General features: G+C 37.5%; 19 protein-coding genes and 1 pseudogene. 1 reads left to right on the top strand and 19 read right to left on the bottom strand.

Annotated elements, in window-relative coordinates:
- Positions 1 to 71 precede the first annotated feature (71 nt).
- The 12 genes from AOB46_RS20225 to AOB46_RS20170 form a co-directional block, all read right to left on the bottom strand.
- Positions 72 to 758 (bottom strand): LolA family protein, encoded by a 687-nt coding sequence (locus AOB46_RS20225; protein WP_062702798.1) that lies wholly within the window; start codon positions 756 to 758, stop codon positions 72 to 74.
- Positions 759 to 1,011: 253 nt separating this feature from the next.
- Positions 1,012 to 2,346, bottom strand: a complete 1,335-nt coding sequence (locus AOB46_RS20220) for a trigger factor (protein ID WP_062702796.1) — start codon at positions 2,344 to 2,346, stop codon at positions 1,012 to 1,014.
- A 140-nt stretch (positions 2,347 to 2,486) separates the two neighbouring features.
- Entirely contained in the window at positions 2,487 to 3,056 is a 570-nt protein-coding gene (locus AOB46_RS20215; protein WP_062702794.1) for a hypothetical protein, read from the bottom strand.
- Positions 3,057 to 3,087: 31 nt separating this feature from the next.
- Positions 3,088 to 5,472 carry a TonB-dependent receptor gene (locus AOB46_RS20210; protein WP_062702792.1) on the bottom strand — a complete coding sequence of 795 codons (2,385 nt, stop codon included), beginning with the start codon at positions 5,470 to 5,472 and terminating at the stop codon, positions 3,088 to 3,090.
- A gap of 257 nt (positions 5,473 to 5,729) precedes the next feature.
- Positions 5,730 to 6,086 (bottom strand): hypothetical protein, encoded by a 357-nt coding sequence (locus AOB46_RS20205; protein WP_062702790.1) that lies wholly within the window; start codon positions 6,084 to 6,086, stop codon positions 5,730 to 5,732.
- A gap of 320 nt (positions 6,087 to 6,406) precedes the next feature.
- A complete protein-coding gene (locus AOB46_RS20200) occupies positions 6,407 to 8,338 on the bottom strand; it encodes an ABC-F family ATP-binding cassette domain-containing protein (protein WP_062702788.1) in 1,932 nt (643 codons plus the stop codon).
- Positions 8,339 to 8,535: 197 nt separating this feature from the next.
- Positions 8,536 to 9,891: a T6SS phospholipase effector Tle1-like catalytic domain-containing protein gene (locus AOB46_RS20195; RefSeq protein ID WP_062702786.1), complete on the bottom strand. Its 1,356-nt coding sequence runs from the start codon at positions 9,889 to 9,891 to the stop codon at positions 8,536 to 8,538.
- Positions 9,892 to 10,050: 159 nt separating this feature from the next.
- Positions 10,051 to 10,728: a response regulator transcription factor gene (locus AOB46_RS20190; RefSeq protein WP_062702784.1), complete on the bottom strand. Its 678-nt coding sequence runs from the start codon at positions 10,726 to 10,728 to the stop codon at positions 10,051 to 10,053.
- A complete protein-coding gene (locus AOB46_RS20185) occupies positions 10,697 to 11,458 on the bottom strand; it encodes a sensor histidine kinase (RefSeq protein WP_241489245.1) in 762 nt (253 codons plus the stop codon). Before AOB46_RS20185 ends, AOB46_RS20190 begins: the two co-directional genes overlap by 32 nt.
- Before the next feature lie 17 nt (positions 11,459 to 11,475).
- Positions 11,476 to 12,099, bottom strand: coding sequence for a hypothetical protein (locus tag AOB46_RS20180; protein ID WP_062702782.1), 624 nt, complete (start codon positions 12,097 to 12,099; stop codon positions 11,476 to 11,478).
- Positions 12,100 to 12,125: 26 nt separating this feature from the next.
- Positions 12,126 to 12,863, bottom strand: coding sequence for a hypothetical protein (locus AOB46_RS20175; protein ID WP_062702781.1), 738 nt, complete (start codon positions 12,861 to 12,863; stop codon positions 12,126 to 12,128).
- 192 nt (positions 12,864 to 13,055) lie between these two features.
- The gene (locus AOB46_RS20170; RefSeq protein ID WP_062702779.1) at positions 13,056 to 13,676 is read right to left on the bottom strand and encodes a DUF5715 family protein; all 621 of its coding nucleotides are present in this window, start codon (positions 13,674 to 13,676) and stop codon (positions 13,056 to 13,058) included.
- A gap of 220 nt (positions 13,677 to 13,896) precedes the next feature.
- On the opposite strand from AOB46_RS20170, the gene aqpZ reads away from it, so the two are divergent.
- Entirely contained in the window at positions 13,897 to 14,613 is a 717-nt protein-coding gene (gene aqpZ / locus AOB46_RS20165) for an aquaporin Z (RefSeq protein ID WP_062702953.1), read from the top strand.
- Positions 14,614 to 14,669: 56 nt separating this feature from the next.
- Here aqpZ and AOB46_RS20160 read toward each other — a convergent pair whose 3' ends face one another.
- The 7 genes and pseudogenes from AOB46_RS20160 to AOB46_RS20135 all read right to left on the bottom strand — a co-directional run.
- Positions 14,670 to 15,215, bottom strand: a complete 546-nt coding sequence (locus AOB46_RS20160; protein WP_062702777.1) for a hypothetical protein — start codon at positions 15,213 to 15,215, stop codon at positions 14,670 to 14,672.
- A 68-nt stretch (positions 15,216 to 15,283) separates the two neighbouring features.
- Positions 15,284 to 16,264: an acyl transferase gene (locus AOB46_RS20155; protein ID WP_062702775.1), complete on the bottom strand. Its 981-nt coding sequence runs from the start codon at positions 16,262 to 16,264 to the stop codon at positions 15,284 to 15,286.
- Positions 16,265 to 16,437: 173 nt separating this feature from the next.
- On the bottom strand, positions 16,438 to 17,229 hold the full coding sequence (locus tag AOB46_RS20150; RefSeq protein WP_082377305.1) for a UDP-2,3-diacylglucosamine diphosphatase: 792 nt from the start codon (positions 17,227 to 17,229) through the stop codon (positions 16,438 to 16,440).
- Between the two features lie 24 nt (positions 17,230 to 17,253).
- On the bottom strand, positions 17,254 to 17,700 hold the full coding sequence (locus AOB46_RS20145; protein WP_062702773.1) for a 6-pyruvoyl trahydropterin synthase family protein: 447 nt from the start codon (positions 17,698 to 17,700) through the stop codon (positions 17,254 to 17,256).
- A 267-nt stretch (positions 17,701 to 17,967) separates the two neighbouring features.
- Positions 17,968 to 18,258, bottom strand: a pseudogene (locus AOB46_RS24120) (hypothetical protein); the annotation flags it as partial.
- A 194-nt stretch (positions 18,259 to 18,452) separates the two neighbouring features.
- Positions 18,453 to 18,923, bottom strand: coding sequence for a hypothetical protein (locus AOB46_RS20140; RefSeq protein ID WP_131724427.1), 471 nt, complete (start codon positions 18,921 to 18,923; stop codon positions 18,453 to 18,455).
- Positions 18,898 to 19,314, bottom strand: a 417-nt coding sequence (locus AOB46_RS20135; protein WP_062702769.1) for a hypothetical protein, incomplete at its 5' end; no start/stop codon positions are given. The genes AOB46_RS20140 and AOB46_RS20135, both read right to left, overlap by 26 nt.

Raw genomic sequence — 19,314 nt, 5'->3', positions numbered from 1 at the left:
TTGAGTTAAAATTAAAAATCCAGCAAAAAAGCCGGGAAAATACCCGGCTTTGCATTAAAAAAAATCAATTTTTATTTGAATTCGCTATCATTGATTACCGGATTAAGAGTAATCTTGGTAGTTTTAATCGTTGCTTTCTGTCCGTTTCCTTCGAATTCCACTTCTGAAGGAAACTTTAATCCATCAACAGTCATATAATTTTTAACGGTCATGCCCCCTTGCTCAGATCCTACTTTATATAAGAGTCCTGTAGCAATGTCAAAGTAAGATTTACCTTTATCGGAAGCCAGCACATTATAGTCTTTACCATCTAATTTTTCTACTGAAGCTGACTTAAAATCTGCATCTTCAAAAGCCAGCGCTTCAACCGGAGTTCCTTTTTTCAAAGCAGGAATCTGATCTGCCGGAAGATCTACTTTCTTTCCCATCTGATCTACATATCCTTTTTCTCCATCGAAAACCTGAGTTACCGACTGCCCCATTACAGATTGTGAGGATTTGAATTTATTTCCTGATTTCTGGGTAGTCATTGCAATTTCCATCCCTTGGGTATTCATCGTATTTTCAATGATGATAGATTTTACAGCCTCTAATTTATTTTTTCCGCCCAGTGCGGTAAAATATTTATCCAAAACATCTTTAGGTGTTAATTGTGATTTGGCAACTTCCGTCTTTGCAGGAGCTGCACTTTTCTTTTGAGCCGCTGCCGGAACCGAAAAAAGTACGGCACAGAAAAACGGAATGATGATCTTTTTCATAATAATGATAATAAGTTTAAGGTGTAAATATATGAATATTGAAGAAAATAAAATCAACAAAAAAATGGTCAGGATAAGCTGAATATTAGCGGACTCTTCAGCAATGGGAGATGGAAGCGGTAGAATAAGGAATTATGAGGTAAGCAAATTTCTATAAATAAAGGAATTTGATTAACTAACTTTAACAGATCTGATCTGTTTAAACAAAAAACCGCCACTTATGGCGGTTTTGAAATATTTATATCAAGAAATATTATTTCTTAAGTTCTTCTAAAAACTCATCGTGAGAGATTACAGTTTCTTTTTTACCTGCTTTCTCAAGGATAACGTCTTTTAATTTAGCCATAGCTACTTCAGAAGAAATTTGTCTTACCTGTTCCTGGTCTTTCAACATTTCAACAGCATATTTCTGGATTTCCTCATCTCCTAGGTGGTGAATTCCGTAAATTGCCAATTGATTTCTTACCAACTGCTCAGCCTGAGCCAATACATCAGCATAATCCAGCTGAATTTCGTTGTCCGTCATTAATTTACCTTCAATAATCTGATATCTTAGCTGGTTTTTCTCTGCTTCAAGAATTGCTTTTGCCTGCTCTTCAGACTGGATGTTCTGGTTAGAGAACTGTAACCATTTTACAAGGAAAGTTTCAGGAAGTTTCACTTCTTCTTTCTCTGTAACCTGCTCCAATACTTTATTCACAAAGTGAACGTCTGCATTCTGCTGGAAATACTCATCCAATTCAGATTTTACTTTTTCTTTAAGCTCTTCTTCAGACTTGATGTTTCCTTCTCCGTATACCTTATCGAAAAGATCCTGGTTAAGTTCAGCAAGGTTTAATGAATAGAAATCTTTTACAGTTACTTCTACTTCAGCGTGGTGTAAATGTTCTACTTCTTCTTTGCTGAATCCTAATTCTTTAGCTAATTCTTCGTCTCCTGCAAGAGTTTCTTTTGTTACTTTTACAGATCCGTCCATTTTAAGACCTTTTACCAATTTGAAAGCTTCTTTGTTTTCAGCTGTAATGGTAACGTTCTTTGGATGGTGGTGGTGCTCTCCTTCTGCATCTTCTTCTACAACCTGAGAAACTTCTAAAGCAATATAAGAATCTTTAGTGATCTTATCCTGAGGAACCTGCTCTGCAAAACGTCTCTGCATGTTCTCGATGCTCTTGTTGATCTCTTTTTCAGAAGCCTCAACTTTGTAGTGAGGAGCTTCGTATGACGCTAAATCTATAGTGAATTCAGGCTCATATCCAACTTCAAAAGCAACTTCCAATTGATCAGCATTGTAATCGAATTCGTTTACTGGCTGAGGAACAGGCTGTCCAACTAGTCTTAATTTGTTTTCGTTAACGTAGTTGTTAAGAGCGTCAGAAACCTGTTTGTTGATTTCTTCAAATGCAATACCTGCTTCATATTGTTTTCTAACCATACTTAAAGGCACTTTCCCTTTTCTGAAACCAGGAACTTGCGCATTTTTAGCATAATTAATCAATTGCTTTTCTACTCTTTCTTTGTAGTCAGATTTTTCCAATGTTACGGTAAGTAAAGCACTTACGTCATCATGGTTTTGTGCGGTAACCTTCATTATTGATTAAAATTTTAGGTTGCAAAAATATGAAATTTTTATGAAAATAACTCATTAATAATAAATTCTTAACGGTCAAATATTTATAAATAAAAAACCGCTGAAAAATTCAGCGGCTGGTTACTTTAATATTAAGGTTTTTATGGGTGGATATCAATTAAGGCATCCACATCACTTTCTCCTCCTACCACACTACCAAGCTGGTTATTGGATGAAGGTGAATTTTCATTTACCGAAGTTGGTGCGTGGATAAGTTTGATATTCGCTTTTCCGTTTGTTGTTGTGCTTACCACAGTCCATTCTGTTTTAAGGCCCAGTCTTTTTCCATCTGTTCTTACGACATCATCTGCAGCTCTTTTCACATTAACATCGGCTCCTGCGAAATTGAAAATGATAAAATGTTCATCTTTTTCTTCCATGATCTCGTCGTTGGCGCTGTGATAATGATTATCATGCATTACCTGAAAATCAAGCTCTACCGTATATACATCACCGGCATGCGCATGGATATGGGCATCTGCCACTCCTCCGATATAATTGATCGTCTGAATATCAGTGGCATCGTTTTTATTCGTCAGTTTCACCACCAGCTTTTCGATTTCCTCATGTTCGTGGATATCTTCCGGAATGCTGTCGTTATCATCATTTCTACATGAGAATAAAAGAACTGCAGCGAAAAGTATAAGTGTTATATTGAATATTTTTTTCATTTTGATTTAAATTTTAAGTATTAATAATAAATTAGAAATTGTATTTCAGAGTAACCACGAAGTTTCTTCCCGGTTCATACATTACTAATCTTAACCTGTTAAGATATTCTTTGTAAAGTGTATTCGTAATGTTATTTATTCTGAAATTCAGGTTAAAGTTTTTGAAAATATCTGCTCCTACAGAGGCATTGAATGCCACATATCCAGGAGGAGGAGTGCTCATATCGATGGTTTTCGTTACCAGCGCTCCATCTTCTATAAAGGTGATATCGGGATTTCTTACCGGAAAACGTTTCTGGTGTGAAACAATATCATTTTCTAAAGTGATATAAAAGTTAGATGGTTTGTTAAGCTTCAGCTCAACACTGTTCCGAAGTTTAGTCGGCATCATCAGAATAAGGGGCTCATCATTGGTCAGATCATCACCTCTCAATGTACTGAATGCGGATCTGAAGTTCAGGTTATCAAGAATCCGAAGCTCTGCTTCTGCATCCAATCCGTACATTCTGGCTTTAATCTGCTGATATGTCCAGATCGGGAAAACTCCTCTGTTGGTTGACTGTATCCCCGTTGGAACCTGATTGATAAAGCTGTCAGAATACATAAAGTAAGGACTTGCTTCAATGTGCAGGCCTTTCAACACATCAAGCTGGGCTGCCAAAGAAAGATTCACGTTATACGCTGTTTCTTTTTTGATGGCCAGGTCTCCTTTTTCCATCACGGCTGCGGAATGGTGAAGTCCGTCTGCAAATAATTCTGCGGGATTTGGAGTTCTTTCTGCTCTGGATGCGTTCAGTTTCACTTCAAAATTATGAACCGGGGTATAATTCAGTCCGATATTGGCTGAAAGATTATGATAATCCAGAATCGGGCGGGTCAGAATTCTGCTGTCATTTTTCTGGACAAAAAACTGTGGAAAAAGGTTTGCATATTTACTTTCCCATTCGGAAGCATCATAATATTTATAGGCATCGTATCTGCTGAAATCATACCGTACAGCAGCTTCTGCATTCAGTTTACCATTAAATCTGTATTTAAATACAGAAAATGCGCCCGCATCATAGCGGTAATAATCAGGGATCAGACGTCTGGCTTTGGTAGCCGGATTTGGATAATTATCCTGATATCCCGCTGAGATTCCGCTTTCCAGGCTCCAGGCTGAGCGTTCAAGAAGATGTGTTAAGCTTGCTGTATGGGTAATCAATCTTAAATCCATGGAAGGAACAGCATTCAGCTCTCCCCTTCTGATGTCAAACTCCTTACGTCTGTTCAGCTGAAAACTATACTGGAAAGTCAGTTTTCCAAAATCTGCAAACCGTTTGTAGGCCATCACTTTTCCGATATGATGCTCAACTTCCTGTTTCGGGCTGTTGATATCATAGCTGAAGCCGTCATAAAAATAGGCCTGCCCAAGGTTTACGGCATTATAATAATCTATCGGTCCTCCAAGGTGGGCACCTTTGTAAATCCCGAATTCCTGGTTGATTCCGCTATAGGCTACTTCAAATCCCTGCATAAAACTCTGTTTCCCGAAAGAAAAATTAAAAGAATTAATTTCCAGTCCGGTATTTTGCAGTGTGTGATGGGGAATGTACTGGTCTCCCAGCTTCTTATAGCTTCCTCCGGTTTTTACAAACCAGTCATTTTTCCAGGATTTCAAAGCATTTGCAGACAGTTCACCACCTCTTCCGTTAGATATTCCCGACAGTTTTATATTTCCCATCAGGGTATCTTTTTTAGGCAGCGGTGCCGGTTCAAGAATGATGGTTCCCCCGATTCCTTCGCTTCCGTATTTTAATGCCGACGCTCCTTTGACCACATCGATGTGTTCAAAATCATTAACGTCTACATTGGGAGCATGCTCTACTCCCCATTCCTGTTCTGCCATCTTCACCCCGCCGTTCAAAATAGAAATACGGCTTCCGTAAAGCCCTCGAATAACAGGTTTTGAAATATTATTCCCTGTTTTCAATGCTGTAACTCCGGATAGTCTTGAAAGTAAATTCCCCAGATTTTCCGTTGAATTTCTTTCGATTTCAGTTTTATCCAGCGTTTTCATAATCACGGAGGCCTTCTTTTTATGGCTTCCGTGCAGGGTAATGGTTTCGATATCACCGGAGTGATGTTCCAGTGTAATCGTGAGGCTAAGATCCTGGTCAACTCCTATATTTTCAGTATAATCATTGCAATCAGGATGTTTAGCAATGAGTGTATATTTTCCCGCAGGAATCTTATGAAGAATAAACTTACCTTTCTGGTCTGTTTTTGTTGTGAATTCTCCGATTTTCACCACGGCATTTTCCAGCATGGTCTTATCATGAAAATCCTGAACAGTTCCTTCAATGGTGTACGTTTTTTGAGCACTTGTAAGCGCCAGTCCGCAAAAGACCAGCAGCAGGCTATATATCAATTTCATTGTCAATAGATAGATTGCGTACCTTTTTGAGATACATTTTTCGTAAAAATTAATGGATGGGCTTAGTTTGAATGATGTTCAGTGTAAATAATGTACCATTTATTGATGACGAAAGCAGGCTGTACGTTAAAAGCTGCTGTTATTATTTTAAGCCGGCACAGTACTGATTGTTTTTATCAGCAACATCAGGCTCTAAACGTCAAACATTGGACATTAAATCTAAAACACTATATTTTAAACCCAGAAGAATCTATGAATTATGAAATTGCGGGCGGACCCCGAAGCTGAAATGTGAATTTAGTCTGAGACCATATTCTTTCCTGAACAGCAATAATGAGTTCTACTTCCTGCGTATAACGTTCAAAAGTAAAATCGTATTCTTCAGGAACTAAGGTATGTCCTGTTGCCAGGAAATGACAGGCAAGACAGTCCCCAGCTTTTTCTTTTCCGGAAGACTTTGCCATGGTGTTTTCTGTTTTTTTAAGACTGAAGCTTTTAAAATAGTCTACAGAATCATGATGGTGAAAGCTTTGGGAAAACAGCGCAACGAAGTATATCCCAAACAAAAGCTTGGCGATAAAACTCTTCAGATTTCTGCTTTCCTTAAAAACCATTTGTCAAAATTATAAAAATAATTTAATTTTTGAATTAAACTTATATTAAAAATAGGTTTAGTACTCTTTTCAATAAGTAGAGAATCAGTATTTTTTGTTACAGCAGAACAGGATTAAAATAATCAATTCAGGTTAATACACTGATGGAAAAGCCTTTGAAAAAGTGAGGATTTTATTTTATCGCAATGATAAACAAGGAATAAGATAAACAAGGGTGTAAGCCTGGCAAAAGTCATACAAGGTTCTGCAAACTATTATCCGTAGGCACCCTTTATTTATTTTATTTTGGAATCATTTCCCGGCTCTTCCTCATTACAAAATTAATCCAGCTGAGAACCTAAATATTCCCATTCCTGTAATGCAAGTTCAAGTTCTTCCTTAATTTTATTATATTTTTCCAAAGTTTCATCTGAAGGATTTTCCTGGGCAAATGAAGCCTCCATTTTTTCTATTTCGGTTTCAAGCTCTGAAATTTTTTCCTCTACCTTTTTCAGTTTATTCTGAATATTTTTTTGCTCTTTGCTGATGATAACAGATGACTGGCTGTTTGAAGCAGCAGGTTTTACTTCTTCTTTTTTAGGTTCCGGCTTTACCTCTTCATTGTGGAGCTTCGCCCTTTCGGCAGAAATCTCTCTGAGGGTTTCTTTTTGTCTGTATTCAAGATATTCTCCTACACTTCCCAGGAATTCTTTCATTCTTCCGTCACGGAACTCGTAGATCTTGTCACAAAGCCCATCCAGGAATTCCCTGTCGTGAGAAATTACGATTAATGTTCCCTGAAAATTCTGCAAAGCCAGTTTGATAATCTCCTTAGACTGGATATCCAGGTGATTGGTAGGCTCATCCATAATCAGCGTATTGAAGGGACGGAGCAATAGTTTACAAAGGGCCAGACGGTTTCTTTCTCCTCCGGAAAGCACTTTGGTTTTCTTGGTTACTGCTTCTCCCTGGAAAAGGAAAGATCCTAAAAGATCTCTTACTCTGGGTCTTGTTTCTTCCGTTGCTGCATCTTCGGCTTCTTCTAACACTGTTTTATTGGGAGTAAGCACTTCTTCCTGATTTTGGGCAAAATATCCAATGTTTACGTTGTGTCCTAAATTCCAGGTTCCTGTGTAATCTTTGATATCTCCGGCAAGAATTTTGGCTAATGTTGTTTTTCCTTGTCCGTTTTGTCCTAAAAGAGCAATTCTGTCTCCTCTCTGAACAATAAAATCTACATCATCAAAAATCTGCTTGTCTCCGTAAGCTTTTCCTAAATGCTCAGCCTCGAAAATAACTTTTCCGGGTACTATAGACTGTACGAAGCGGATATTGAATTTGGAAACATCTTCATTATCAACTTCAATACGCTCAATTTTATCCAGCTTTTTAATAAGGGACTGGGCAAAAGAGGCTTTGGTAGCACTGGCCCGGAACTTATTGATATTATCTTCCATCTGCTTGATTTCCGCGTCCTGATTTTTTTTAGCCTGAATCAGTTTTTCACGGCGTTCTTCACGCATCACAAGATATTTGGAATAATTGGCTTTATAATCGTCAACTTTTTTGTTATTGATATCAAATGTTCTGTTGCACACCGAAGTCATAAACTGTTTGTCGTGGCTTACCAGAACAATGGCTCCCGGATAGTCTTTCAGGAAGCTTTCCAGCCAGATGATGGATTCCATATCGAGGTGGTTGGTAGGCTCATCGAGAAGCATGATGTCATTCTTTTGAAGCAGCAGCTTGGCCAGTTCGATTCTCATTCTCCAGCCTCCGGAAAATTCATCAGTAATTTTATGGAAGTCATCTGCTTTAAAACCTAAACCAAACAATATTTTCTCCATATCACCTTCAAGATTATAGGCATCATGGTTCATCAAAAGATCGTTCAGTTCGGTCATCTTATTGATAAGGTCTGTATAGGCATCACTTTCGTAATCGGTTCTTACAGCCATCTGATGGTTAACTTCTTCAAGTTCCTGTTTCCATGCATTAATTTGCTCAAAAGCCTGCATTGTTTCATTCCATACCGTTCTTCCTTTTACGAAATCAAGATCCTGTTTCAGGAAGCCAATGGTAATATTTCCTTCCGGAACAACATTTCCTTCGTAGAAATTAATTTCTCCTGACAGCATTTTCAACAGAGTGGATTTCCCTGCTCCGTTTTTTCCTACCAAGCCCACTTTATCATCTTTTTTGATGGTAAAATTTACATTTTGAAACAGATAATTTCCCGAATGATGTAATCCTAAACCTTGAACCGAAAGCATTTCTTTAATTAATAATTAGTAATGAATAATGAATTTTCGGGTGCAAAAGTACGGAAAAAGAAATGAATAGGCCAGAAATAAAAAGCGGGGGAAGATGGAGGCTAAATTCTGCCTTAAGCTTGGGTTATTTTATGAAACGGCTATTATCTTTTATACAAGTTGTTTTGGCTTTTCGGATCTTAGAGGCTGTCACCTTCCTACCTCCGGCTTTCTTCTTTCATTTTGTTCCTTCTCATCTCAATGGTACGACTCCAGATATCGTTGTTCGGGACATTGGTTCCGTAGAGAAAATCAGGGATAAAGCTGTCTTCGGGAAGGTGAAGCTCCATGATCACTTTGGTATGGTTTTCATGATCCAGGGAGCTGCTGCTCGGTACGTTGAGCCCATTATTAATTAGCTCCGCACTAATATCTCTTGTGGATCTTTTTAATACTTCATCACTGTACAGCCCGAAGTTGGCAGAAATATGGGTATACTTTGCAAAGCGGCTATAATCATATACCGGCTGGGAATCCGGCTGCATATTTTTAACATAGTCTGTAACATGAGCATAGAAGTCTGCAAGAAACGGATGTTTTTCTGCATCTATTTCAAAATCATCTTCTTTAAAATCTGAACTGAAGATCTGTAATGCCACCCTGTTGGTTTCTTCCAGCATCAGCCTTCCATATACTTTTGACAGATCCTGATACACTTTGTCTCTGGAAACATAAGCCTGGGCAAGCATCACTCCTTTTTCAATCTGAAATTCTGAAAGCAGCGAATCCCATATTTTATTTCCTGCCGCGTCTGTCTTTGCATTTCTTATATCTGATACATAATCCTGCAGATCCTGGACATTGAGAAAATCCGTAGATATATAAACAGACTGAGGCCCTTCCAGATAGCCTCCTCCTACATCTGCATGGGCTCCGGGAACAAAGATTTCTTTCCATACAGCATCCCAGGTTTCTGTTTTTGTATCCCTCATATTTCCGGAAGTTTCAAAAAAGCCGGTTAGCGGAAAAAAATATCTGCATTCATTCACGGCACAGAGGTGAAGAGCATTTTCTGTTTCCTGTGGCAGATTGGTCATGTATGTATTGAAAGGTTTGGATTCTACGGTATCAAAAACACCCAGAAATTTTATTTTAACAGATGCCGAAGGGTACTGCAGCAGAATCTGATTGCTGAAATGTCTTGCCAGCATACTTCCCCTGCTGAACCCATAGATATAAAAATGGTATATTCTGTTGGTATTATTAATCGTATGCGCTACAAAATCATAGGCCTTCTGAAGTTTATCATCCGAAGAATATCCTTTCTCTCCCGGAGGATTGCTACAGGTAGCCATTGCGAAATTACGATCTTCTCCTCCGTTTAATGTACCAATTCCTTCAACATATAATTTGTGGTTTCCATTGAATAAATTAAACAGTTTATAAATATTGGTAGCTGCTGCCTGATAGCTTTCATTATTCTTTGCAGGCATATTCGCTGAGGTGGCATTAATTCCGTTGTTTCCCGTTCCGTCAAAAAAAATTCCGACTGATACTATTCCATCGTTTTTCATCTTTGTGTTTCTGTGTTGTAATTGACTATTCCCGGTACATCTTGATGAACTACAAGCACTTAGTACCGGCACTAAACTTCTTTTTTCAAATTAACGAAAGACAAAACAGATGTGCAAGCGTGAAATCACCAGATAAAAAAAATCCGTATTTCTACGGAATCATATTTTTTCGAGGGTATAAATATTATTAACGATGGCATAGATCACAATACCTACTGTATTTTTGGCTCCTATCTTTTCAAGGATCCTCTGCCTGTGGCTTTCTACTGTTCTTGGACTGATGAACAGCTTTTCTCCAATTTCATTGTTGGTATATTCCTGGCAGATCAGCTTTACCACATCTTTTTCTCTTTCGGAAAGTTCATCTTCCATTTCAAAAAGGGATTTTTTCTTTGTAGAGCTGTTCATATAGGTAAACAGCATCTGATGGTCTTCAGCAGTAAAGAATACGCCGTTTTTATGAACCATCGTGATGGCATCAATAAATGTTTTCCTGTCTGAATTTTTGGGAAGAAATGCAGAAACGCCCAGTTTAACCATATATCCGAGAATAGATGTTTTATAGTGGGAAGAAAGGATAATGATCTTCAGCTCGGGGTATTTTTCTTTTAAAATTTCCACCAGCTCAAAGCCGTTCATGGGCTGCATCTGTACATCTACAAGGGCAATATCCGGAAAATTTTCGTTAGAAAGTTCTTCCAGTTTTTCAATAAAATCCGGTCCGTTACCGGAAGTCAGCGATACGGAGATATTTTTTTCATTTGACAACAGCATTTTTACTCCTTCCAGGATCAGCTGTTCATCATCAATCAGCACTATTTTGATTTGCGGGTTCATGGTTTGTTGGAATTATAATAATTAAACGGCTTCCCTTTTTCAGGGTACTTTTCCACTTATGGACGGCATTCATTGATTTTACCCGGGATTCTATATTTTTGATTCCCATGCCTTTTTTCACCTGATCATATTCAAATCCCTGTCCGTTATCTGATATTACCACAGCCATATACAAAGGATAATCTTTGATATAGATCCAGAGGTCTGTTGCCCGGGAATGCTTGATTACATTGGTTGTAAATTCCTGAATAATCCTGTACAGCTGCACTTCTGTAAAAATATCTTTTTTTCTGTAACCCGGCATTACCTGCAAAGAAATATTGATTTTATGAGACAGGTTGGCGATCAGCTCTTCTACATACAAAACCAACCCTACCGATTCAAGATTTACAGGATATAATGAATGTGAAATGCTTCTTGCCGCGTCAATCAGTGATGACATCTGGCTGTAAATATTCTTTTTAATTACCTCATCGCCTTTGGTATCGAGATTATTGAGCCATAACGATAAAATATTAAGTCTGTTCCCAATATCATCATGAATCATCACGGCTATTCTTTTTCTTTCTTCTTCCTGAACTTTAATATTTTCTAGCACCAGGCTTTTCTGGTGAAGAACTTCGGCTTCATGCTGGGCATTTTTTTCTTTAATAATCCGGTTGATGAATGAACGGTAAGCCAGGAGTATAAAGGATACTATAACTGTTATGGTAACAATTATAAGAACCAAAAGACTGATATTTAAAGTTACTTCTTTAATTTGATAAAGGTGTATATAAATGAACAATATAAGATACTCAGCAAAATATTATTAATGCTCAGCATAAAATAAAAATCATCATCAGAAAGATTGGCAAGCTGATGCTGGATAATAAAGAAAAATACTGAAACGGAATAATAGAAGAAAATACTGGCATCTACCAAAAGAAATCTATTCTTTGCAGAAGCTCCGTTAATTTCCCGGAGGAGTGTGAAGCCCGAAAGACAGACAATGATGATATTGGATACTACTTTTGCAATATCGCTGTTGCCGGGATAGTTGAAAGCGTATTTTGCGGTCATAAGACCAACAGCCAGCACTCCTGCCAGCCCGACAAAATATTTTGATGCATCCAGCTTTCTGATGAACAGGGTGCTGAGCAGAAAAAATTCTCCGGCAATATAAAACGGATAGATAAATGAAGTATCATTCAGCTTAAAAACATAAGGCAGGATCAGGTTGAGGAGTTCAATAAAAAAAAGAAAAGCAATACAATAAAAATACTGCTTTTCTTTAGGATTGAGTATACGGTATCTGGCTGCTCCCAAAATGATTACACAAAGGAGCAGTCCGTAATTCAGAAATAAAATTGCCTTAAAAAATTCTGTCATTCCTTTTCGTCCGGATATTTAGGATCTTAATTAGGGAATCCAGGAATACGGCATACCGGCGGACATGGTTTTGCCCAGTCATAGGTATTGGAAATAACGGATGTACTTCCTCCATTCTGCAACAGCTCATGGAAAGAAATAAAGATCAGGGTGACCAGCATTCTCTGGTAAATATCATTGTAACGAAGTCCGAATGAGCATACGATTCTGGTTACTTCAGGGATCGGATGGCAAAGGTCTTCCATAGGAACATAGAATCTTCTGAAGATTCTTGAACCTCCGAATTCTGAACATTCATGATGAAACCATTCCATTCCTTCTTCTCTCCAGCGTTCAATAGCTTCTACTGCTTTATCCTGCTCGAAAACAGGAGCCTCTGATACCGGAAAATACATATCTGCATTGCTGCCTATTTTCTGAAGGTCGTTAGAAAGCACTGCATTTTTTACGATTTTGAATTCTTTAGTTTCCTGAAGGACAAGATCATATTTCTGAGGTTCAAGAGTAGTGTACTGATACTCTGTGACACTACTATTCAGCTCTCCTTTTTCAGTTAATGGAACAAAAATCAGGACAAGACTTCCTTCAACTACTCCAACTTCTGCGCAAACGTATTCGTAGGAATTGTAGTCTTTGATCTTATCAATCTGATCTTTAGATAGTTTAAAAGTGTAGTTTGTGTGGATCCACTCAGTAATTGAGTGATAATCAGAAACCCCGTTACCCCATTGGGCGACTGCCAGGGTATATTGTTCTCTGTTCATAGATGTGGCTTGTTTAGTTTGTATAAAAATATACAAACTAAATGTGCTGTGCAAATAATCACCGAAATTTGAATTTTAATTAATGCGGGGTAAGATTGGTAGCCATCAGCTTACCATAAAACGATAAAATAGTTGTTCCGTCTGGATTTCATAGCTTCGCTGTTCCAGATTTCAACCCATCTTATTACGTAATTAATAATTCCTCACAGTAACATGATAGCAGCTCTGCTGTTTTTCCTTGATATAGTAAATTCTGCCAGCGTCTGCATAGTATTTCAGGACTTTCTCCAGAGCGAGTTCCATTTTAGGATTATATTTGAGTACGTTATTGAAACGTATATAGGAAATATCGAAAGAGTTTCCGTAATTGTGAGAACTGATCCCTAGAGAGGCATTGGAGTTCACTCTTCTCAATCGGCACTGGTCTTCAAGGGTTCTTGTCATTGATGAAACCGTAAAGGTATGGCCTTTTGTCTCTTTACTGAATCTTGATGCAATTTTCTCCAATGTTGTTTTGGCTTTGGATACCATAAAAGCCCTGCTGTAATCCAGTCTCTGAACGCGATATCCTTTTCCTGTTTTTTTTATGGCGTGAAATTTACCGCTGCTGACATATTTCTGTACTGTTTTAGAATCTTTAAGCAGCTTAACCCCAAAACTCTTTGAGGCATCCAGATGGGGTTTATAAAGGGGGGTAGGCTCTACCTTTAAAACCTGTGACAAATCATAACAGGGAAGATTTTTTTTAGTTCCCTGTGAATAATAAAGACTGTATAGGAAAGGCACGAAAACCACACAAAAAAACTTTCTCATTAACCATGCTTTAAAATTACTAACGAAAGATAAACATTTATGTTGTATCAATCAAACCGGAGCATTATGCTCTTTCAACAAAATCCTTAACAAACATTAAACCAAATTAGTAAATCATCAATTTTTTCGTTCTCCAACATTTGAAATATTTTTAAGATTTATCTTTTTATTTTGAGATTTAAATTCTACATTTGAGATACATTTAAAAATAAACAACATGATAAAAAAACTTTTTGCTGAATTTTTCGGCACGTTTTGGCTTGTTTTCGGAGGCTGCGGGAGCGCAGTTTTTGCAGCCGGAGTTCCCGATATCGGAATTGGTCTTTTAGGCGTTGCTTTGGCTTTTGGTCTTACGGTGCTTACGATGGCTTATGCTGTGGGACATATCTCCGGAGGTCATTTTAATCCGGCGGTTACTTTCGGGCTTATGGCTGGAGGCAGATTCCCGGCCAAAGACCTTATCCCGTACATTGTTGCCCAGTGTCTCGGAGCACTTGTTGCAGCAGGATGTCTGTATGTTATCCTTAATGGTGCCGGAGCCGTAGATTTTTCCAAGCCCGGGGCATTTGCCACCAATTTCTATGGTGAGGCAGTGTATAATGACAAGGCATTCAGCATGGGTGCAGCATTTCTTGCAGAATTCTTACTGACTGCATTTTTTCTTATTGTTATTATGGGAGCAACGGATAAATGGGCAAACGGAAAGTTTGCAGGTATTGCCATCGGTCTGGCTTTAACATTGATTCACTTAATTTCAATTCCTATCACCAATACTTCGGTAAACCCTGCGAGATCTCTTTCACAGGCTGTTTTTGCGGGAGGGCTTGCAATGTCCCAGCTTTGGCTGTTCTGGGCAGCTCCGATTTTAGGAGGGATTGTAGGAGGACTGATTTACAAGTTCCTGCTTCAGAGAGACTCGTCAGAAGCAGCGGCTTAATTGTATTTAACATTCAATTATCATATGTAACAAATCCTGTCAGATGACAGGATTTGTTATTTTTTCTTCTTTATATCAAAAGGATTTTTAAAAATCAGCTCTTCGTGCTTCCCTTTGATCTCCATTTTCCGATGCAGGAGATTCAATGCCATTTTACGGATAAAAAGATCTTTATCGTTCAGCTTCCAGTAAGAATCTTCGTGTACATTCCTGGGGTTACGTATCAGGTAGAATTCTGTTTCCCAAGTGTCTTCGTTATGATAAAATTCAATGATACCGCAATGCTCAGGAACGTCTTTATGCTCAATCATTCCCATCGGAAGCAGAAAGCTGAAGGCGTTACAGACATAATCGCCGCAGGAAACCTTATCATGCTTCAGAAATTTTTCCCCGGTATCTTTGTTAAGATATGACTTTTTAAAATCATTTTTAAAGTCACTCCTGGATAGCTTGATCTCAATTTCATGACTGAACCCTTCTGCATCAATAATAAGTATATCGGCTTCCCAGTCGGCCTGGAAATGATTCGTCAGCACAATTTCTTTCTCAAAATCACAATGAGAATGGATGTAGGCATGAACAAGTTCGTCTATTTTGATCATTGTATGAAAAGGATATTATCTGTGCTATGTAAAAGTATCGGGTAATTTTCAACTTAATCTATCATCTGCTAACTTACCAACAGGCTGCAGCCCCGGATGTCGGAATGGTCTATTCTTCCAAGCACCTGAAACTGATCTCCGTTTATTTTCCCCAAATCCTGTGTAGCAATAAAAGAGCAGGAATGGATATTGGCAAGATCTATGATATTGACGGCTCCGGTTCTCCCTTCTTTTTCATAGGCAAAAGGATCTTCTGCATTTCTGATCATCACTCTCATCCATTTCGGGCACGTATATTCATTTTTTCCAAGGGAATAAGCCTGGGAAAGCAGTTCTGTCATTGAATATTCGGAGTAGATTTTTTCGGTTTTGAATCCGTTTTGTAAAATAACCAGAAGCTCGTCTTTGGTCATTTCTTCTTTTCTGCCTTTCATTCCGCCCGTTTCAATCACGGTCAGATTGAGAGATGGGGAAACTGAGAGGTTAAGGGATTTCAATGTATCCAAAAAATCCAGCAGGGCAAAGGAAACTCCAAACAGAATGACTTTCTTATCCTTCAGAGTGCCCAGCAGATCAAAAAGCTCGGTATGATTGTAAAGGAAATATCCGTTTTCTGGTTTTCCTGATTTTTTCATCAGATAATCAACCATATAAATGAGGGAAGAGTTCTGTTTTTCCAGGTAACTTGGAAGAAGTCCCAGGAAAATAAAGTCTTCCGGTTTCCCGATAAACTGCTCAAAACTTTTATAAATGCTATCTTCATATTTTCGAGGATCTGCAATATGATGTTTTGAAAGGTTCATCTGTGTGGTTCCTGAGCTTTGAAAAAAAAGATCAGCGTCTGCATTTTTATCCAGAATCTGATGATTTTTAAACATTTCTATGGGCAGAAACGGAATTTTCTCCAGGGTGCTGATCTGTTCAACATCTGTCTTCAGAAAGTCTACAAACTTCCTGTATATTTCAACATTTTCATACTGATACCGAAAAGTTTTCAATGCTGCGTCCAGGAAATCCTGTTCTGTCTGAATGTTGAATATATTTTCCAATTCTAATAAAACTATTTTAAACTCCCCATTTTACACTTAATATTTTACAGGGGAAAGATATTTTTTAATTTTTTTCCAGAAGATCTACACTTTGGTAGACTTCTTGCAATTACCTATCCGGAATATGGATTAAAAACAAGAGTGGGCTTTGGTCCATTCGGAAATTACCTCTTTCAGGGGTAATTTTTTTTTGTTCCGTCTTTATAGGTTTTCAATTCAAAATCTTTCTCAAAAACTCCGTAGGTGTAGTACGAAATCCAGTCACCAAGGTTGATATATTCTGCCTTTCCGTTTAGGTTGAGAACCATCGGAAGGTGACGGTGACCGTAAATAAAGTAATCTATTTTCTGGGTTTTCAGTTTCTCTTTTGAATAGATGATCAGGAATTCTTTATCTTCCCCCAGAAACGCTTTGTCTTCTTCTCCGGAAATCATTTTATTTTTCTGTGAAAGGTACAATGCTACTTTCATGGCAATATCGGGATGAAGCCATTTGAAGAACCACTGGGCTACAGGATTGGTAAACAGCTTTTTCATTCTTTTATACCCTTTATCGCCAGGTCCTAATCCGTCGCCATGAGCCAGCAGAAACTGTTTTCCGCCCATTTCAAAATACTGCTTCTGATAGAATACGGTACAGCCGATTTCTTCTTCAAGATAATCTTTCATCCAAAGATCGTGGTTTCCTACAAAGAAATAGATGTGAATTCCTCTGTCTTTCAATTCTGCTATTTTACCCAGAACGCGCACATACCCTTTGGGGATTACATGCTTCCATTCATGCCAGAAATCGAAAAGGTCACCCATTAAAAACAGGACCTGTGCATCTTCCTTGATTTCATCCATCCAGCGTATGAATTTCTCTTCACGCACCTTGCTTTCCTTAGGTGTAGGTGCTCCGAAATGCTGATCTGAAGCAAAATATACCTTTTTTCCCGGCTCGAGATTAATGATCGTTTTTAACACCGTTTTGAGTTTTTATCTGTCAGATTACTTATTATCTTCTGCGAACCATTCTCCGTAAGAGTTCTCGGTTTCATGAAGTTTAAGATAGGCCAGAGAAACCTCAGCCGGAAGTTTTGATTTTATTTTTGCAGCAATGGCATACAACATATTTTCGCAGGTAGGCTGGAAACTGCAGTAGATCACTTTATGACCTTTCTGTTCCAGATCTTCGCCCAGCTCTTTATGCGGAGACAGGGCATTAACCAAAACGGCATGATCCCACACATCTACAATTTCAGATTTTACGATACTTTTGATATCCCCAAAATCTACCACCATCCCGTTCTTAGGATTTTCCAAGTCATTAATGGGCCTCCCTTTCACTGTTACAAACAGCTTATAGGAATGTCCGTGCATATTTTTACATTTCCCGTCATAGTTGTACAGCACATGAGCGGTTTCGAATGTAAAAATTTTCGTAATACGTATCATAATAAGTCTTTCAATTTTAATTTACTGATTTTCATATTTCTTAACTGCAAAAAAAATACAGCAGAACGGAATATTGTTCACGAAATAAAAACCTGTAAAATGAATTTACAAATTTAAGACAAAAAGAGGAACAAATAAAATGCCTGAAAGATTGGGGAATTTATTGTTTTGCATTTAGAGAACAGAACGCTTTTAAGTGAGTATGGAAAAATACTTATGTGCAGTTGTGATAACCAATCCAGCATATAAAATCTTGCACCTTTAAGCTTTGCCATTGTACTTATATTGATACGCATTCTGTGTTGTTGCTGTATAATTATGCAGTAATCCAAAAGGATAATAACTATTTACTTCTACAATCTCACCTGGCCTCCACTCCTGCGTAATCAAATTCCCTGCAGGAGAAAAATGAATAACTGTTGTCTGATACATTCTCGGCTGAATCGTTCCGTTCTTCTTGGTATCCGTATAGCTTAATCTTACATTTCCTAAATGATTGGTATAATTATAAATATACTGACCATTAAGTGCATCATAATAACCTTCTGAAGTGGGAATAATCTAATCCATAGCCACTTCATTGGGATCAGGGTCTGTTCCAAGCCTAGTATCTTAGGAACACACCCCTAAGATTTGTTGTTATAATGAAACTCATTCAGAGGTTTTGTAAATAAAGACATAAAAAACACTATAATCATAATGGTTTTTATTTTGTTAGCTTAACTTTGAGAAATTTTGCAACAGCAAGAACATTAATTACAATTATTTTCCATGAAAGTCTTTATTTCTTTATCATCATTAATAAATTTATTGTTTTCAAAATAAAGAGCAGTTGCATTAACCAGAGACTGATTTCCTTTTGGTAAAATAGAAATATCATATGTAATCTCTTTAAAATAAGAATTAAAAAAATCAATGACTTTCAAATCTTTTTCAGACTCATCTATATCATAAACTATTAATACATTTTTATACATATATAGTTTATGCCTTTTAGGAATATTATCATTGTAATTCATTTCTGCCAAAGAAAACAAAAACTTATTATCATTACATTTTTTTAGAAAATTGATTTCAAAAAAAACAAATCTTCCAGAATTAATCCTATTATCTAAATAATTATTAAAAGCCTTTTCTACCCTTTGAGCTGAACAACTTACACCACTGTTTAGTAAAGTCATTAAAAATATTACTATCTTAATCTTTCTTAAATTTCCCTTCATAAGCTTTAATTATTGTAGAACTATTATATATTACTGTTGTATTATAATTTGGAGAATAAATAAAATGTATAGCCTTAGACATTTTCTCTGCAGATGCTCTATCCCCTTTAATTGCACTTTTTATTATAGAGAAAGTATAGCCATTTTCTTTTGTCGGGAATTTGGACATCATAAAGCCACTTGGGTTTAAAGGACCTGAAAAATCAATTCCGCCTCCATTTTGAGATAACATAAATCCCGGATGAAGATGCCCACTTAATTTAACATTATCACCACTATAAACACTATTGGCTGAAGTTTCATTGTGAGATGTATAAACTACAGTATTATCTTTGCCACCTATATCTGCTGTTTGAATTCCGAATTCAACATTAACCTCACCAGCTGCCAT

The organism is Chryseobacterium indologenes, from assembly GCF_001295265.1.
In the GTDB taxonomy this organism is placed as follows: Bacteria; Bacteroidota; Bacteroidia; order Flavobacteriales; family Weeksellaceae; genus Chryseobacterium; species Chryseobacterium indologenes_A.
This window is presented reverse-complemented; position numbering and strand designations above follow the sequence as displayed.

What these genes read in the sequence shown, in the direction of transcription:
- AOB46_RS20140 (WP_131724427.1), bottom strand. Translation starts at nt 18,923, where the DNA reads ATGAAGGGAAATTTAAGAAAGATTAAGATAGTAATATTTTTAATGACT.
- AOB46_RS20225 (WP_062702798.1), bottom strand. Translation starts at nt 758, where the DNA reads ATGAAAAAGATCATCATTCCGTTTTTCTGTGCCGTACTTTTTTCGGTT.
- AOB46_RS20205 (WP_062702790.1), bottom strand. Translation starts at nt 6,086, where the DNA reads ATGGTTTTTAAGGAAAGCAGAAATCTGAAGAGTTTTATCGCCAAGCTT.
- AOB46_RS20190 (WP_062702784.1), bottom strand. Translation starts at nt 10,728, where the DNA reads ATGAACCCGCAAATCAAAATAGTGCTGATTGATGATGAACAGCTGATC.
- AOB46_RS20200 (WP_062702788.1), bottom strand. Translation starts at nt 8,338, where the DNA reads ATGCTTTCGGTTCAAGGTTTAGGATTACATCATTCGGGAAATTATCTG.
- AOB46_RS20220 (WP_062702796.1), bottom strand. Translation starts at nt 2,346, where the DNA reads ATGAAGGTTACCGCACAAAACCATGATGACGTAAGTGCTTTACTTACC.
- AOB46_RS20175 (WP_062702781.1), bottom strand. Translation starts at nt 12,863, where the DNA reads ATGAACAGAGAACAATATACCCTGGCAGTCGCCCAATGGGGTAACGGG.
- AOB46_RS20170 (WP_062702779.1), bottom strand. Translation starts at nt 13,676, where the DNA reads ATGAGAAAGTTTTTTTGTGTGGTTTTCGTGCCTTTCCTATACAGTCTT.
- AOB46_RS20180 (WP_062702782.1), bottom strand. Translation starts at nt 12,099, where the DNA reads ATGACAGAATTTTTTAAGGCAATTTTATTTCTGAATTACGGACTGCTC.
- AOB46_RS20215 (WP_062702794.1), bottom strand. Translation starts at nt 3,056, where the DNA reads ATGAAAAAAATATTCAATATAACACTTATACTTTTCGCTGCAGTTCTT.
- AOB46_RS20210 (WP_062702792.1), bottom strand. Translation starts at nt 5,472, where the DNA reads ATGAAATTGATATATAGCCTGCTGCTGGTCTTTTGCGGACTGGCGCTT.
- AOB46_RS20145 (WP_062702773.1), bottom strand. Translation starts at nt 17,700, where the DNA reads ATGATACGTATTACGAAAATTTTTACATTCGAAACCGCTCATGTGCTG.
- AOB46_RS20195 (WP_062702786.1), bottom strand. Translation starts at nt 9,891, where the DNA reads ATGAAAAACGATGGAATAGTATCAGTCGGAATTTTTTTTGACGGAACG.
- AOB46_RS20160 (WP_062702777.1), bottom strand. Translation starts at nt 15,215, where the DNA reads ATGATCAAAATAGACGAACTTGTTCATGCCTACATCCATTCTCATTGT.